The 14,844-nt window shown below is 62.7% G+C and carries 18 protein-coding genes and 1 tRNA gene; 8 read left to right on the top strand and 11 right to left on the bottom strand.

Going from position 1 to position 14,844, the window contains the following annotated elements:
• The first annotated feature begins 9 nt into the window (after positions 1 to 9).
• The 6 genes from JHX88_RS12620 to JHX88_RS12595 all read left to right on the top strand — a co-directional run bounded on the left by JHX88_RS12620 (position 10) and on the right by JHX88_RS12595 (position 5,191).
• Positions 10 to 1,203 carry an SPOR domain-containing protein gene (locus JHX88_RS12620; protein WP_076523154.1) on the top strand — a complete coding sequence of 398 codons (1,194 nt, stop codon included), beginning with the start codon at positions 10 to 12 and terminating at the stop codon, positions 1,201 to 1,203.
• Complete coding sequence (locus JHX88_RS12615; RefSeq protein WP_076523152.1) at positions 1,200 to 2,195, top strand: glycoside hydrolase family 3 N-terminal domain-containing protein; 996 nt, start codon at positions 1,200 to 1,202, stop codon at positions 2,193 to 2,195. The genes JHX88_RS12620 and JHX88_RS12615 overlap by 4 nt, the downstream gene beginning before the upstream one ends.
• A 53-nt stretch (positions 2,196 to 2,248) precedes the next feature.
• Positions 2,249 to 3,079: a segregation and condensation protein A gene (locus tag JHX88_RS12610; protein WP_084202827.1), complete on the top strand. Its 831-nt coding sequence runs from the start codon at positions 2,249 to 2,251 to the stop codon at positions 3,077 to 3,079.
• Positions 3,080 to 3,156: 77 nt separating this feature from the next.
• Positions 3,157 to 3,774: an SMC-Scp complex subunit ScpB gene (scpB, locus tag JHX88_RS12605; protein WP_076523748.1), complete on the top strand. Its 618-nt coding sequence runs from the start codon at positions 3,157 to 3,159 to the stop codon at positions 3,772 to 3,774.
• Positions 3,775 to 3,855: 81 nt separating this feature from the next.
• Positions 3,856 to 4,044 (top strand): hypothetical protein, encoded by a 189-nt coding sequence (locus JHX88_RS12600; RefSeq protein ID WP_084202825.1) that lies wholly within the window; start codon positions 3,856 to 3,858, stop codon positions 4,042 to 4,044.
• A gap of 40 nt (positions 4,045 to 4,084) precedes the next feature.
• Positions 4,085 to 5,191 carry a THUMP domain-containing class I SAM-dependent RNA methyltransferase gene (locus tag JHX88_RS12595; RefSeq protein WP_076523149.1) on the top strand — a complete coding sequence of 369 codons (1,107 nt, stop codon included), beginning with the start codon at positions 4,085 to 4,087 and terminating at the stop codon, positions 5,189 to 5,191.
• Positions 5,192 to 5,289: 98 nt separating this feature from the next.
• Here the strand turns inward: JHX88_RS12595 and JHX88_RS12590 are convergent, their stop codons facing one another.
• The 7 genes from JHX88_RS12590 to JHX88_RS12560 form a co-directional block, all read right to left on the bottom strand.
• Entirely contained in the window at positions 5,290 to 6,360 is a 1,071-nt protein-coding gene (locus JHX88_RS12590; protein ID WP_076523147.1) for a 2'-deoxycytidine 5'-triphosphate deaminase, read from the bottom strand.
• A gap of 68 nt (positions 6,361 to 6,428) precedes the next feature.
• A tRNA-Pro gene (locus JHX88_RS12585) sits at positions 6,429 to 6,506 on the bottom strand.
• Positions 6,507 to 6,596: 90 nt separating this feature from the next.
• Positions 6,597 to 7,145 (bottom strand): MerR family transcriptional regulator, encoded by a 549-nt coding sequence (locus tag JHX88_RS12580; protein WP_272848027.1) that lies wholly within the window; start codon positions 7,143 to 7,145, stop codon positions 6,597 to 6,599.
• Positions 7,146 to 7,230: 85 nt separating this feature from the next.
• Complete coding sequence (gene ihfA, locus JHX88_RS12575; protein ID WP_076523143.1) at positions 7,231 to 7,533, bottom strand: integration host factor subunit alpha; 303 nt, start codon at positions 7,531 to 7,533, stop codon at positions 7,231 to 7,233.
• 109 nt (positions 7,534 to 7,642) lie between these two features.
• The gene (dctP, locus tag JHX88_RS12570) at positions 7,643 to 8,731 is read right to left on the bottom strand and encodes a TRAP transporter substrate-binding protein DctP (protein WP_076523142.1); all 1,089 of its coding nucleotides are present in this window, start codon (positions 8,729 to 8,731) and stop codon (positions 7,643 to 7,645) included.
• A 39-nt stretch (positions 8,732 to 8,770) separates the two neighbouring features.
• Positions 8,771 to 10,096 carry a TRAP transporter large permease gene (locus JHX88_RS12565; RefSeq protein ID WP_176011390.1) on the bottom strand — a complete coding sequence of 442 codons (1,326 nt, stop codon included), beginning with the start codon at positions 10,094 to 10,096 and terminating at the stop codon, positions 8,771 to 8,773.
• The gene (locus JHX88_RS12560; protein ID WP_076523140.1) at positions 10,086 to 10,607 is read right to left on the bottom strand and encodes a TRAP transporter small permease subunit; all 522 of its coding nucleotides are present in this window, start codon (positions 10,605 to 10,607) and stop codon (positions 10,086 to 10,088) included. The genes JHX88_RS12565 and JHX88_RS12560 overlap by 11 nt, the downstream gene beginning before the upstream one ends.
• A gap of 162 nt (positions 10,608 to 10,769) precedes the next feature.
• Between JHX88_RS12560 and JHX88_RS12555 the strand changes: the two genes are divergently transcribed.
• Positions 10,770 to 11,048 carry a DksA/TraR family C4-type zinc finger protein gene (locus tag JHX88_RS12555; RefSeq protein ID WP_076523139.1) on the top strand — a complete coding sequence of 93 codons (279 nt, stop codon included), beginning with the start codon at positions 10,770 to 10,772 and terminating at the stop codon, positions 11,046 to 11,048.
• Between the two features lie 74 nt (positions 11,049 to 11,122).
• Here the strand turns inward: JHX88_RS12555 and JHX88_RS12550 are convergent, their stop codons facing one another.
• The 4 genes from JHX88_RS12550 to JHX88_RS12535 all read right to left on the bottom strand — a co-directional run bounded on the left by JHX88_RS12550 (position 11,123) and on the right by JHX88_RS12535 (position 14,202).
• Entirely contained in the window at positions 11,123 to 12,097 is a 975-nt protein-coding gene (locus tag JHX88_RS12550) for a beta-ketoacyl-ACP synthase III (RefSeq protein ID WP_076523137.1), read from the bottom strand.
• Positions 12,094 to 13,203 (bottom strand): phosphate acyltransferase PlsX, encoded by a 1,110-nt coding sequence (gene plsX / locus JHX88_RS12545; protein ID WP_076523136.1) that lies wholly within the window; start codon positions 13,201 to 13,203, stop codon positions 12,094 to 12,096. The genes JHX88_RS12550 and plsX overlap by 4 nt, the downstream gene beginning before the upstream one ends.
• 22 nt (positions 13,204 to 13,225) lie before the next feature.
• Positions 13,226 to 13,432 carry a 50S ribosomal protein L32 gene (gene rpmF / locus JHX88_RS12540; RefSeq protein ID WP_076523134.1) on the bottom strand — a complete coding sequence of 69 codons (207 nt, stop codon included), beginning with the start codon at positions 13,430 to 13,432 and terminating at the stop codon, positions 13,226 to 13,228.
• Between the two features lie 239 nt (positions 13,433 to 13,671).
• Positions 13,672 to 14,202, bottom strand: coding sequence for a YceD family protein (locus JHX88_RS12535; RefSeq protein WP_176011389.1), 531 nt, complete (start codon positions 14,200 to 14,202; stop codon positions 13,672 to 13,674).
• Between the two features lie 162 nt (positions 14,203 to 14,364).
• On the opposite strand from JHX88_RS12535, the gene JHX88_RS12530 reads away from it, so the two are divergent.
• Positions 14,365 to 14,814, top strand: coding sequence for an outer membrane protein assembly factor BamE (locus tag JHX88_RS12530; RefSeq protein ID WP_076523132.1), 450 nt, complete (start codon positions 14,365 to 14,367; stop codon positions 14,812 to 14,814).
• Positions 14,815 to 14,844: the final 30 nt, after the last annotated feature.

The raw sequence follows: 14,844 nt of genomic DNA, 5'->3' as shown, positions 1-14,844 counted from the left end.
AGGCAGGCTATGGCAGTGATGGACTTCCGCGAAGGCGGATATGTTTTCTCGCGGCACAAGGTGCGGCGCGAATTCTCGTATGATCAAGGCGGTTGGGACGATGAGTCTGCCCATCCGGACGATGTTCGGTTTGCGGCGGATCCCGAGGGGGCCGAAAGTCTCACGACACGTCTCGCAAGGCTGACCCATTATCTGGGGGCGCTGGCTTCGGTCGCCCTGATGATTGGGCTGATGGTCTGGGGGTGGCAACTGGTATCTCGCGATGTCTCGGGTGTGCCGGTCATTCATGCGCTTCAGGGCGAGGCCCGCACCACGCCCGAGGATCCGGGCGGGGAGCTGACTAGCTATACCGGTTACGCGGTGAACGATGTCGCCGAGGGTGCCGATCCAGCCCCGATCGACCAGGTGGCAATTGCCCCCGCCGTCGCCGGATTGACCGACGATGACGTGGCGATGGGCGAGTTCGGCTTGACCGCCCGCGAGCCGTCACAGCAATCCGACGTTCCGCTCAGCTTCGCTGGCGAGCCGGTCGCGCCGCTTTCCGATAGCGAGAGGCAGGCGCAGACCGAGGCGGAAGCCGCGGCCGCGGCCGAGCACGCCGCCGCTGAAAGCGCAGTCGCGAGTGCCGAAATCGTCGATGCACCGGCCAGCGAAGGCCCGGTCAACGAGGTCGTGACGGATGAGAACGGTGTGCCCGCGCAGGCTGCCGCAATCACCGCTGCGCTGGCAGAGGCACAGAAGGTCACCGATTCCGGCGCCTTGGCAAGTTCGACCCGACCCGCGCGTCGGCCACGTACGGCATCCGTCGCGGCCCCGACGCCGGCGGCCAGTGAGAGCGCCGCAAGCGAACCTGTTGCGGCCACCGCTGCCGCCGAGGCGCCCGCCGCGCGTCCCGCCGATGCCGCTTCGGCGGCTCAGGAGGCTACACCGGAACCGGTGAAGGTCGCCTCTTCGGGCGGCCCCGTGGTTCAGATCGGCGCGTTCGACAGCAATGCCGTCGCGGAAAGCGAATGGAACCGCCTTTCGGGGAAATTTGGTTCTCTCTTTTCTGGCAAGGGTCAGTTGATCCAGCAGCACAAGTCGAATGGCCGGACCTTCTGGCGGCTGCGGGTGGCGGGCTTTGACAGCGGTTCGGACGCCCAGAGCTTCTGTGCCGCGATGAAGGCCGGCGGTACCGACTGTATCGCCCTCGCTTCCCAGTGAATTGCAGCGCCACGATCCTCGGCGGAATCGCCGGGACCCGCCTTGCCCCGGCCGAGCGTGATTTCTTTCGTTCGGCCGATCCATGGGGCTTTATCCTTTTCGCCCGCAATGTCGAAAACCCCGAGCAGCTTCGCCGCCTGACAGGCGATCTGCGCGATGCGGTGGGCCGTGACGCCATCGTGACCGTCGATCAGGAAGGCGGGCGGGTGCAACGTCTGCGTGCCCCGCATTGGCGCGAATGGCCCGCTCCGCTGGATCAGGCCGAGGCGGGCGCAAGGGCGATGTGGCTCCGCTATCGGTTGATCGGGGCCGAACTGCGCGACGCGGGGATCGATTCCGATTGCGCGCCGACGCTGGACGTGGCACAGGCCGACACGCATCCATTCCTGCGCAACCGCTGTTTCGGCACCGATCCTGCCCGGGTCGCCGAACTGGGGCGGGCCGCAGCCGATGGATTGCTGGCGGCAGGGGTTCTGCCGATCATGAAACACATGCCTGGCCATGGCCGGGCCGTGGCCGACAGCCATCATGACCTGCCGATGGTATCCGTTGGCGAGGATGAGCTCGACGCGCTGGATTTCGCCCCGTTCCGGGCGCTAAACGATTTGCCGATGGGCATGACCGGGCATATCCGCTTTGCCGCCCTGGATGACGCCCCGGCGACCTCCTCGGCCCGCATGGTTGCCATCATCCGCAACAAGATCGCGTTCGATGGGTTGCTGGTGACGGATGATATCGGCATGAACGCCCTATCGGGAACCGAGCCGGAGCGCGCCGCCGCCTCGATCGCGGCAGGCTGCGACCTGGTGCTGCATTGCAATGGTGATATCGGCACGATGGAGCCCGTTGTCGCGGCCGCCGGAAGCATGTCCCCTGACGCGCAGCGCCGTGCCGATGCCGCGCTGGCCATGCGCCGCCCGCCCGAGCCCGCCGATCTGGATGCGCTGATGGCCGAGTATCGCGCGATGCTGCCCGATAGTGGCGCCGCTTGACTCCGTGCCGTCAAGGGCGGACTCTGTCAGCCTGACCGCTAGCGGGGGCTGAGATGGCCAAGCCTGTCAAAAACGTGCCCTATCTGAAGCCCGTACCGGACGGGCCGCTCGTGGCTTCCTTCGATGCCGAAACTGTTGCCGAACGCCGCGCCGAAGAGGCACTGATCGTCGATGTCGATGGCTACGAGGGGCCGCTTGACCTGCTGCTGACGCTGGCCCGGACGCAGAAGGTCGATCTGATGAAAATCTCGGTCCTGCATCTGGCCGAGCAATACCTGACCTTTGTCGAGCAAGCTCGCGCCCTGCGGATCGAACTGGCCGCCGATTACCTGGTCATGGCGGCTTGGCTCGCCTTCCTGAAATCGCGCCTGCTGCTGCCGCCCGATCCCGAGGCAGAGGGGCCGAGTGCCGAGGACATGGCCGCGCATCTGGCCTTTCAGCTGGAACGGCTGGACGCGATGCGGCAATCGGCGGCCCGGCTGATGGGGCGCGACCGGTTGGGCATCAGCCGCTTTCAGCGTGGCGCACCCGAAACGGTGACCCGCAAGCGGCGGACCGAATGGCAGGCCGGGCTGATCGACCTGATGCGCGCCTATGCGCGGCTCAAGACGCGCGACGAGTTCCGCCCCTATGCTTTCGACCGGCAGGACGTCTTTACCATGGAACAGGCCTTGGAACGCATCCGCCGGATGATCGGCTTTGCGGGGGATTGGACCGATCTGTCGGATTTCCTACCCGATGGCTGGGAGGGACAGGGCGCACGCCGCCGCTCGGCCACTGCCGCGACCTTCGCCGCCTCACTGGAGCTTGCCAGGGAGGGCAAGCTGGAGATACGGCAGGACGATCCGTTTTCCACCATCACCATTCGACGCAGGCCGACGTGACCGATTTGACCGAAGACGACCCCAATGAGCCGCTGACCACCGAGGCCGCCAATTCGCCCGACTTCCCGCCTCCGCCGATGGAGCAGCAGGAGCGGATGGTCGAGGCGGTGCTGTTCGCTGCCGCATCGCCTGTCAACATCCGCGAACTGGCCGATCGCTTGCCGGTGGGCTGCGATCCCGCTGAGGCTGTCGCGGGGTTGCGCCGCCGCTATGAGGGGCGGGGGGTCACGCTGGAGCGGATCGGCGACGGTTATGCGTTTCGCACAGCAGCCGACCTGAGTTTCCTGATGCAGGCGGAAACGATAGAGCAGCGCAAGATGTCCCGCGCTGCCATCGAAACGCTGGCAATCATCGCCTATCACCAGCCCGTCACCCGTGCCGAGATCGAGGAAATCCGCGGGGTGACGGTCAGCCGCGGCACGCTGGATCAATTGATCGAGATGGAATGGGTGCGGATGGGCCGCCGACGGATGACTCCGGGGCGACCGGCGACCTTTGTCGTGACCGAGGCTTTCCTGGATCATTTCGGGCTGGAATCCGCCCGTGATTTGCCGGGCTTGTCGGAATTGCGGGCGGCGGGACTGTTGGAATCCCGCCCACCAGGAGATGTGATGGGTGTTCCCCTTGTCGAATGCGACGAGGATGACGACATTGGGAACAACGATCCGGCAGAGGATTTGTTCGAGGATGACTGAGAGTATTTCCAGCAAGGGCGGGTGCCGGCATTGCGCCCGGTATTTTGCCAGAACGCTGTAGGGGCCCAGATGAACGCGAACATGCTGATCAATATGTTTACCCGCCTGGTGACACGCCGCCTGATGAACTGGGGTATCAACAAGGGTATCGGCGCGGTGTCGAAATCCGGTAAGAGGACTTCCGGGAAAGCGGGTCGGGGCAAAGGCGCCGGTTTCAACAAGAAGCGGACGAAACAGGCGGCCAGGTTACTTCGCCGGATCGGGCGCTGAACCACTCGCCAATCCGCGCGGGCCGGGATAGGTCTGTGCGATGAGTGATGAACTTTTCGATATATTCCTGGTCGCCACACCGGGGCTTGAAGCGCCGCTGGCGGCCGAGTTGCGTGCATTGGGCTGGAAGCCCGAGGCTCAGCCCGGCGGGTTGACCATCCGTGGAAACTGGCGGGATGTGTGGCGGGCAAACCTGATGCTGCGGGGTGCGACCAGGGTTCTGGCGCGCATCGGCAGCTTTCGCGCCCTGCATCTGGCGCAACTGGACAAGCGCGCGCGCAAGTTTCCATGGGGTGAGGTGTTACGTCCCGAACATCCGCTCAGGGTCGAGGCGACCTGTCGTGCATCGCGCATCTATCATGCGGGGGCTGCGAAGCAGCGCATCGAGCGCGCCTTGCGCGAAGAATTGGGTGCCGAGATCACGCCCGATGCCGCGATGGTCGTCAAGGTGAGGATCGAGGATGACCTCGTCACGATCAGCCTCGATACGACAGGCGAATCGCTGCACAAGCGCGGCCACAAGGAGGCTGTCGCAAAGGCCCCGATGCGCGAGACCATGGCCGCGATGTTGCTGCGCGAGATGGGCTATGACGGCAATCAGCCGGTGCTGGACCCGATGTGCGGCTCGGGGACTTTTGTTATCGAAGCGGCGGAAATCGCGGCTGGTCTGGCGCCGGGACGTTCGCGCGGATTCGCATTCGAGCAGCTCGCGAGTTTCGAGCCGGAAACTTGGGACGCGATGCGCAGGGCCGTCACGCCGCAATCGCCAATCCCGCAATTCTTCGGGAGCGACCGGGATGCTGGTGCGGTGCGGATGAGCCTCGCCAATGCCGAGCGGGCAGGGGTGACGGGCTTCACGCATTTCATGCGGTGTCCGATCAGCGATCTGGAACCACCGGATTGCGCGCCGGGAATCGTCATCGTCAATCCGCCCTATGGAGCGCGTATCGGAAACAAGGGGCCGCTTTATGGCCTTCACGCGGCGATGGGCGAGGTTTTTCGCGAGCGGTTCAAGGGCTGGCGTGTCGGCATCGTCACCAGTGATGCCGGTCTGGCCAAGGCGACCGGGCTGGCCTGGCAACCGCCCGGGCCGATCGTCGCGCATGGCGGGCTGAAGGTCAGGTTGTGGCAGACGGGGCCGCTATAGGTCGATTGCGTCCCGCGATGGCCGGGGCTCTGCCCCGGACCCCGGGATATTTGCGTGAAAAAGAAGGGGCGGCTCGGGAGAATGAAACGAGCGATGCCTCAGCGGAACTGCTTGGCCAGCTTCAGGCCCTGTCCCTGGTAGTTCGACTTGATTCCTGCCCCGTAGAGCTGTTCGGGCCGTGTCGCCATGCGTTCATAGACCAGCCGACCCACGACCTGCCCATGTTCGAGTACGAAGGGGGCTTCGTGACAGCGGACCTCGAGCACGCCGCGGGCGCCTGCACCGGTGCTGCCGATACCGAAGCCGGGATCGAAGAAGCCCGCGTAATGGACCCGGAATTCTCCGACCATCGCCAGGTAGGGCGCCATTTCGGCGGCGTAATCGGCGGGGATCGCCACCGATTCGCGGCTGACGAGGATATAGAAAGCACCGGGATCGAGGATCAGCCGGCCATCGGAACTGTGTAATTCGTCCCAGAACTCGGCGGCAGGATATTCACCGATCCGGTCCAGGTCGATCACGCCGCTATGCGGGCGGGCGCGATAGCCGACCAGGTCGCCGCTCTCGGGCCGCAGGTCGACCGAGAAGCCGAGACCTTGGTCGATCAGCGCTTCTCCACCACCCATCAGCGGTGCGCGCGCGTGCAGCTCGCGCAATTCGCCGTCGCTCAGCACCGCCTGTCCGCGCCGAAGCCGAAGCTGGTTCAGGCGCATGCCGGGACGGACGAGAACCGAGAAGGAGCGCGGGCAGATCTCGGCATAGAGCGGGCCGTCATAGCCTTCGGGCAGGCGGTCGAACTCGGTGCCGTCATCACTGACCAGCCGGGTCAAGAGGTCGAGCCGCCCGGTCGATGATTTCGCATTTGCCACCGCGGTCAGGCCTTCGGGAAGGTTCAGCCGTTCCATCAGCGGAACCAGATAGACGCAGCCGCGCTCGAGCACCGCGCCGCCTGTCAGATCCATCTGATGCATCTGCAGATCTGCCAGTCGATCGGCGATTCGCCTGCCCTTGCCAGCCAGAAAGCTTGCACGCAGGCGATAGGCGGTATTGCCGAGGCGCAGATCCAGGCTGGCGGGTTGAAGCTGCTCGGGAATGATCTCGGGTTCGGCCGTGATGATGCCCGAACGGATCAGGTTGCGGATTTCGCTGTCAGGCAGAACACCGTTCATGACTCTCTCCGAGATCTGCGGTGGATATGGAAACGCCCATCCCGATGAAGGGATGGGCGGTTTCGAAATGGTCGGGCCGGCGAGATTCGAACTCGCGGCCTTCCGTCCCCCAGACGGACGCGCTAACCAGGCTGCGCCACGGCCCGACGCGGGCCATATAGAGCGAAGAAAGAGGGCTGCACAAGGGCCATGGCGGGGAAATTTTCATCAATTCGCCATGAAGCAGGCGAAAGCTGTCAGTAGTGCCGCGTGATGGCATCGCGAAGCTGCTTGCACTGCCGATATGCCGCAACAGTCAGGCGATCTGCATGGCGCAACCGGGACGCTGTGTTGACCAGACGGCTCAGCCAGATGCCGTCCCTATCGTTGGAAGCTGCCACGAGATCTGGAAAGAGGGGCAGGGCCTGGGCTGCGCCATCAGGTTTTTGCTTGCGCGGGCGGGCTTTTGGTCGCTGATTGGCCATTTTTCGCGGCTCCTCATTGGCAAGCCGATCTGGCTGTGGGAGGGCGGAATCTGACGTATCGGTGGCCGGAGCGGCGATGATGTCGGGTGCCGTTCCGGTCTGCGGAGCATCACCCAAGCGGATCATTCCGCGAGCGCGGAGGCTTTCACCGCGGTCGCGGGCCAGAACTTTCTTCGCACCACGGATCGTGAGGCCTTCTTCCCGCAAAATTTCGCACAGCCCCGCGGCAAGCTGCACATCCTCTGGCCGGTAGTAGCGCCGGCCATCCGGACGTTTCATCGGCTTCAGTTGAGAGAATTGCGTTTCCCAATAGCGCAGCACATGCGGGGCAACCCCAATCATCTTGGCAACCTCGCCAATGGACCGAAATGCATCCGCCCGCTTCTTCATCTGTCAGTAGCCATCCTCAGCTCTTGTTGCCAGCAGAAACGCGATCCTTCATCAGATGCGAAGGCCGGAAGGACAGAACCCTGCGCGGGGTAATAGGGACTTCCTCGCCCGTCTTCGGATTCCGACCGATCCGTTCATTCTTGTCGCGGATGCTGAATGTGCCGAAAGATGAAATCTTTACCTGTTCACCGCGCACGAGTGCGTCGGAGATATGGTCAAGCACCGATTCGACCAGCTGAGCGGATTCGTGTCGTGATAGTCCAACGTCCCTGAAAACCGCTTCGGCCAGATCCATCCGAGTCAGCGTTTTGTCGCCCATGATCTTCCCTCTTTTATGGCATCAGGATGGTTTGCTTTGTCTGACCTGTCAATGCAATGGGCGGAGAAATCGTTCCCCGCCCGTGACTTGTCGCATTGATTTGCGCGAATTACTGCGCACATTCCTCGATCTTGGCCAGATCGGGGCCTTGCGGCGTGCGGCCGAGGTTGAACGGGGCGGAGGCGTCGCGCCAGCTTGCATAATCCTGCAGATAACTGATCTGGCTGGCATAGACCTTGGCCGAGAGCGGGTTTTCGCAGGCAACCTCTTCGATGGTTTCATTCGCCATCTTCTGGATCTGTTCGAGCGCGGCATCATCCAGCCGGTTGATTTCGGTCCCGGCTTCCTTGAACTGGGCAAATGCCTCGGTCGCGCGCTTTTCGGTAAAGGCCAGGCTCCACAGCAGGTTGGCATCCGCCGCGATCTGCAGCTTGTTCTGGGTGTCTTCGTCTAGGGCATCCCATGCGCTCTTGTTGATCATGACTCCAAAGACCGATGAGGACTGGTGCCAGCCCGGTGTCGACCAGTATTTCGTCACCTGCTGGAAGCCGCCCGAGAAATCGACATTCGGGGTCGAGAACTCGGCGCCATCGATCACGCCGCGTTCGAGCGACTGGTAGATCTCTCCGCCGGCCATGCTGACCTGGTTGCCGCCCAGCTTTTCAAGCAGCTTGCCCTGTTCCAGCCCTGAGAGGCGCAGGCGCAGCCCGTTCAGATCCTCGATGGTCTTCACCGGCTTGTCGACGGTGCGGAAACCCGATTCGTTATTGGTCACACCGTAGGGCAGGTAAACCATGCCGAATTTGCCATAGACCTCGTTATAGAGATCGGCACCGCCCCATTCCTGGATCCAGTTCACGTAATCCACGGCATTGAACAGGCTCGCCGTCGTGGACAGGGGCGAGAAAGCGCTGTCGCGCCCGGCCCAATAGCCCGGCCAATCGGCGCCGGCCTGCACTGTGCCCGATTCGACTGCACCAAAGACCTCGCCCGCGGGAACCAGGCTGCCGCCGTCGTAGAATTCGATCGTCAGCTTGTCGTCATCGACCAGTTGATTGACCAGTTCGACCCAGTGCTTGTCGATTTCGATCAGTTCCAGGCTGGACGGCCAGGTGGTGGTCATCGTCCAGTTCTCCGCCATGGCCGGCGCGGCACCTGCCAGCGTGAGCGCGGCAGTTGTCATCAATCGCTTTAACATCGTTACCTCCTTGTTGATCCTGGTTGATTGTCTCGGGAATCAGCCGCCATACAGGCTGGTCGGCAGCCAGGTTACCATTCCCGGGAATATGATGATCATGGCGCAGATCATGATGATCAGGCCGATGAAAGGCAGTACGCCCTTGATGATATCTCCGATCGTCACCTCGGGCGGAGCAATGGCCCGCATGTAGAACAAGGCATATCCGAATGGCGGCGACAGGAAGCTGGTTTGCAGCACCACAGCCATCAGCACCACGAACCACAGTGGATCGACGCCCATTTCATTGACCAGCGGCAGGAAGATCGGGAAGGACAGCAGGACGATCCCCGTCCAGTCGAGGAACATGCCGAGGATGAACACCGCGATCAGCATGACCGCGACCAGCATGTAGGGATCGCTTGCGAAGCCGCGAATCACGTCCTGGCTGGCGCGCAACCCGCCGGTGATGTTGAATACCCCGGTGAATGCAGTCGCGCCGACCACGATGAACAGGATCATGGCCGAGGTCCGCCCGGTTTCCAGTAGTGCCGAATAGAAGGTCTTCCATTCGAAACGCCCGCGCAGGATCACGATCGCCAGTGCGCATAGGGTGCCGATGGCGCTGGCCTCGGTCGCGGTGGCGATCCCGGCCAAAAGCGAGCCCAGAATCCCGAGGATCAGCAGGAGCGGCGGCACCGCCTCGACGATGAGCATCCGCCACATGGCGCCACGGCTGATCTGTTCCGACTCGGCAATCGCCGGAGCCCATTCCGGTTTGATCCGGGCAATGATGGCGACATAGACGGCATAGAGAAAGCCCAGCACCATGCCGGGGACCATCGCGCCCGCAAAAAGCTGTCCTACCGACAGTCCCGGCGCATAGGAGGACATCAGGATCAGCATGATCGAGGGCGGGATCAGGATGCCCAGACAGCCCGAGGCCGCGATAAGTCCCGTTGCCAGCTTGCGGTCATAGCCATATTGCAGCATCGGGCGCAGCGCCATCATGCCCATCACCGTGATCGAGGCGCCGATGATGCCGGTCGTCGCCGCCAGCAGGATAGAGATGAACACCACCGCGAGGCCCAGCCCGCCGGTCACCCGTGCCATCAGGTGGCGCAATGCCTCGAACATCTTGTCGGTCACGCCGCTGTCGGACAGGAAACGGGCCATCAGCACGAAAAGCGGAATGGCGATCAGGACGTAATTGTCCAGCACATCGCCGAAGATCCGGTTGATGACGATGCCCAGCACCATCGGTTTTCCGGCGATCAGCGCGCCAAGCACGGCGGTTCCGCCCAGAACGAGGGCCAGCGGATGCCCCATGAACAGGCCGAGCAGAAGCAGGCCCGACATGATCAGCGCAATCGTTTCACCGGACATCCAGCGGCTCCATGCTTTCCAGGTGGTCGGCCTTGTTCAGCACCAGCTTCAGGAATTCGCTGATGCCCTGGAGCAAGAGCAGAACGGCAGCCACGAACATCGCGATCTTCAACGGATAGACCGGCAATTGCACCGCCCCATAGGTCACCTCGCCCTGCGCATATGACGTCATGGCGAAATCCCAACTGCGGCGGGCAAAGACCCATGCAAACGGGAAGAAGAAGATCACGTATCCGGCCGCCTCGACCCACCGGCGCGCATTGCGCCCAAGCCGGGCGGTGACGAGATCGACCCGCACATGCGCCTGATGACGCAGGGCGTAACCGCCCAGCATGATGAAATAAAAGCCATAAAGCTGCTTCGTCAGATCAAAGGCCCACCGGGTCGGTTCGCCATAGAAATTCCGCATGAAGACGTCATAGATTATGATGGCCGCAAAGAAGATCGCGACGACGGATATGATCCGGCCGACGACCTCGTTGATGCCGTCGATCACCCGAATGATCGGCAAGATATGGACCCTCCCAACAGGTCAGCGGTGCCTTCTGCACCTGTATTCGGGTTTCAGTCTTCGTCAATGCCATGCGGGGTGTCAACCGAAAGGAGGAGAGGGTCGTGGATTTGAAACATGAGGCGAGTTTGCCTATCTTCGAAGGATCGGAAGGAGATGGCCATGGCCGGAGGATGGGCCCGCGACGACGCGGTGAACGAGCAGATCGAGATCAGCACGGCCGAGGCCATCGCCCGCGCAAGGGCGCGCGCCGCCCGTCCCGAAGGCGTGGTCGCCTCTGCCGAATTCTGCGCTGAATGCGATGAGCCGATTCCCCAGGCCCGGCGCGAGGCCATTCTGGGTGTGCAGCTCTGCGTCACCTGCCAATCCGACCGCGACAAGGCCCGCCGCCCCGCAGCCGGAATCAATCGTCGTGCCAGCAAGGATTCTCAGCTGAAATAATGGCTTGAGCCTTATTCTTCATGTAAATACCCCGGGGAAGCCCCGTCAGGGGCGGGAGCAGCGCCCCTTCGGGTCTACCAGCGCAGAACCGTCGAACCCCAGCTCAATCCGCCGCCGATGGCTTCGGTCACAAGGATATCGCCCGGCTTGAACCGGCCCTGACCATCGGCAACTGAAAGCGCCAACGGGATCGAGGCCGCCGAGGTATTGCCGTGATCGGCGACGGTCAGAATGACTTTCTCCATCGGCAGGCCCATCTTCTGCGCCGTGGCCGAGATGATCCGCAGATTTGCCTGATGCGGGACCAGCCAGTCCACCTCGGAGGGGCTTAGCCCGGCTTTGTCCAGTGCCGCATGGGCGGTCTTGGCCAGCTTTTCGACGGCATGACGAAAGACCAGGTTGCCCTGCATTCGCAGTTGCCCCGCTGTGCCGGTGCTCGAGACACCGCCATCGACATGGAGCAATTCGCGAAACCGGCCGTCACTGTTGAGATCACAGGCCAGAATGCCATGATCGCTGTTGTCGCCCTCGCCCTCTTGCGCTTCCAGAACGACGGCGCCGGCACCGTCGCCGAACAGCACGCAGGTGCCCCGGTCGGTCCAGTCCATGATGCGCGAGAATGTTTCTGCCCCGATCACGAGGATGCGCTCGGCCTGTCCGGACCGGATTATCGCGTCGGCATTGGCCAGCGCAAAGACGAAACCGGCGCAGACGGCCTGAACGTCAAATGCGAAGCCACGGGTCATCCCCAGCCCGGATTGCACCATGGTCGCGACGGCGGGAAAAGTGAAATCCGGTGTCGAAGTTGCCAGGATGATGCCGTCGATATCATCCGGCTGTAATCCGGCCTTGTCCAGAGCGGCTTGGGCGGCATGGATCCCCAGATCGCTGGTTGCCTGACCTTCGGCCGCGAAATGCCGCCGCTCGATCCCGGTGCGGGCCCGGATCCATTCGTCCGACGTGTCTAGCTTGTCCTCGAACCAGCTGTTCTCGACCACGCGTTCGGGCAGGTAATGCCCCGTTCCGGTAATGACTGCGCGTTGGGTCACGATGCGGCTCCTTCTGATTCTATGCCAGAGGGCAGCGTGGCGGCGCTTTGTGCAACGCGGGCGGCCAAGCGGTCCTGAAAGCCGGATTTCGTCAATTGAAAGGCAAGCTTGATCGCCGCCGACACGCCGGTCGCATCGGCCGAGCCATGCGATTTGATCACCGTGCCGTTGAGGCCAAGGAATATTCCGCCATTCACACGGCGCGGATCGATCCGTTTCTGCAAGCGCTTGAGCGAGGTCATGGCCAGCAGCGCCGCGAATTTTGACATGATCGAATTGGCAAAGGCCTGCCTCAGGAATTCACCGACCAGCTTCGCGGTGCCTTCGCCGGTCTTCAAGGCGATGTTCCCGGTAAAGCCGTCGGTCACGATGACATCTACACGCGAAGAGGGCAGATCGCCACCCTCGACGAAGCCGACATATCGGAAGTTTCCGGTCTCGGCCGCCGCGGACATCAGGTCATGGGCCTGTTTCAGTTCGGCCCGGCCCTTGTGATCCTCGGTTCCCACGTTCAGCAACCCGATCCGCGGCTCGGCGATATCCATGCCGTTGCGTGCATAGGAAGCACCCATCAACGCGTATTGAAGCAGATCCGGCGCATCGGCACGGATATCCGCTCCCACATCTAGCATGATGTTGAAGCCGCCGGGATTCTTCGAAGGCCACAGGCAGGCGATCGCAGGGCGGTTCACGCCCGGCAGCTTGCGCAGCCGCAGCATCGACAGGGCCATCAGCGCGCCGGTATTGCCGCAAGAAACTGCGGCCCCGGCCTCTCCGGTCTTGACCGATTCGATGGCGGACCACATCGAGGTGCCGTCGCCCTTGCGGACGATCTGGCTCGGCTTGTCCTCCATCGTGACCACGCCTGTCGTGTGGCGAATGTCGCAGCGTCCGGACAATTCCTTGCGACGCGCGATGAGGCGGCGAAGCTGAGCTTCGTCGCCATGCACGATAAACCGGATCTCGGGATTCTTCCTGGCGCTCTCGGCCATCCCGGCGACTACGACCGAGGGACCGCGATCGCCTCCCATCGCGTCAACCGAAATCACCACGCTGCCCCCGTTTTCAGGGGCGCGCGGTGCCGAACTGGTGGGATCGGTGGTCATCAGGTGGCGATGCCGGCCCCGATCAGGCCGCGTCGTCGTCGAGATCGATTTCGCTCGCCTGCGCGACAACTTCGCGATCGGCATAGTGGCCACAGGACGGGCACACGTGATGCGGGCGCTTCAGTTCGCCACAATTCGTGCATTCATTCGGGTTCCCGGCGACCAGAGCATCATGTGCACGGCGCATGTTGCGCTTGGAACGGGTAATGCGGTTCTGAGGGACAGCCATGTCACAACCTCGGTTAGCTGGGTGCGGCGTCCTTGCGGCATACGCACCGTGTGTTTTGAATTCGTAAATGAACCGCGCAGATACGCCATGAAACTCGCGCCCGCAAGCCCTTGCAGCGGTGCCGAGGCCGGAAATGTGCCTTGTTCACCACTCTGTCCACGGATCGTGGCTCGAAACACCGGCCCGCACAAGGTGATTCTGTTACAAGGTTACAAAACGTTACTGGCAGAGCCGCGCAATCACTTCTGATTCCCGTCATCCTTCAGCAGCTTGTCCAGATCGGCAAAGGGCCGGCGGGTATCGGATTCGGGCGTATCCTCGGCAATTTCCGGCATTTCGGCATCTTCGGCGCGGGGATAGTCGGGCAGGGTCAATGTCAGCTCCTCTATCATGACGGCTGTCAGGTCGATGAACTGGCCCAGAGGTTCGAGGGCATCGTCCGGCATTTCGACCTCTTCGTCCTCGGGAGGGCGGAGATGCGGAGAATAGTGGCGATGCACCTTCTCGGTGAGGTTGGTCTTCACCGGCGTCAGGGTGATCACGCAGGATTGCACGACCCGGGCGGTGAGTCGCCCCTGCAAGATCCAGGCATCGCCGCCTTCCGCACGCAATTCGCCCTGCAATTCCAGCTTGGGTAGCCCTTGCAACCCCAGCTCTTCGGCAATGGCCGCACGGGTTTCCGCGTCGGGACGCAGGGTAAACGGGGTGGGCGCGCGCGGGTTCAGATGCGCCACTCGCAGGCGTTGCGGATGAGAGTCTGGGGCGATCATTATAGGACCTCTGGCGATCTGTCGGCGGGTTCGATCGGCTTTTCTGCCGCAGGACCGGGTAGCGCAACCCCCGACCGCCGATGGATATTCTTGAGCGCCGGGTGCGAGTTTGCTAAGCCGGTCGGGCCGCGTCAACAGTCCGAGCAGAGGGATAACATTTTCATGGCCGCAATTCGGCAGGTGCTGATCCTGGTCCTGGTGACCATTCTCGGGCTTGCAGCCTGTTCTCCAGTCTATCGCAATCACGGCTTCGTGCCGCCGGATACGGATCTGGCGCAGGTGGTCGTGGGCGAAACCACAATGGACCAACTTCCGACGTTGATCGGGCGTCCCTCGGCGCAGGGGCTTCTGACCGGGTCGGGATGGTATTACGTGGGCTCGCGCTGGCGCCACTACGGTCCGCGGGAACCCGAGGAAGTGAGTCGCGAGGTTGTCGCGATTTCCTTTAACCCCCAAGGCGTTGTCAGCAATGTCGAACGGTTCGGCCTTGAGCGTGGCCGGGTTGTCGCCCTGTCGCGCCGGGTTACCGATACCAGCGTGACAGAGATTTCGCTGATCGGGCAAATCCTCGGCAATCTGGGCAATTTCCAGGCTGGCGACTTCATCGACTAAGCTCGCCACGGCGATGCTGCAGATCCGCGC

The sequence above is a fragment of the Paracoccus saliphilus genome, assembly GCF_028553805.1.
Taxonomy (GTDB): Bacteria; Pseudomonadota; Alphaproteobacteria; order Rhodobacterales; family Rhodobacteraceae; genus Paracoccus; species Paracoccus saliphilus.
The sequence above is the reverse complement of the archived record's forward strand: the minus strand, read 5'-3'. Positions and strand labels throughout refer to the sequence as shown.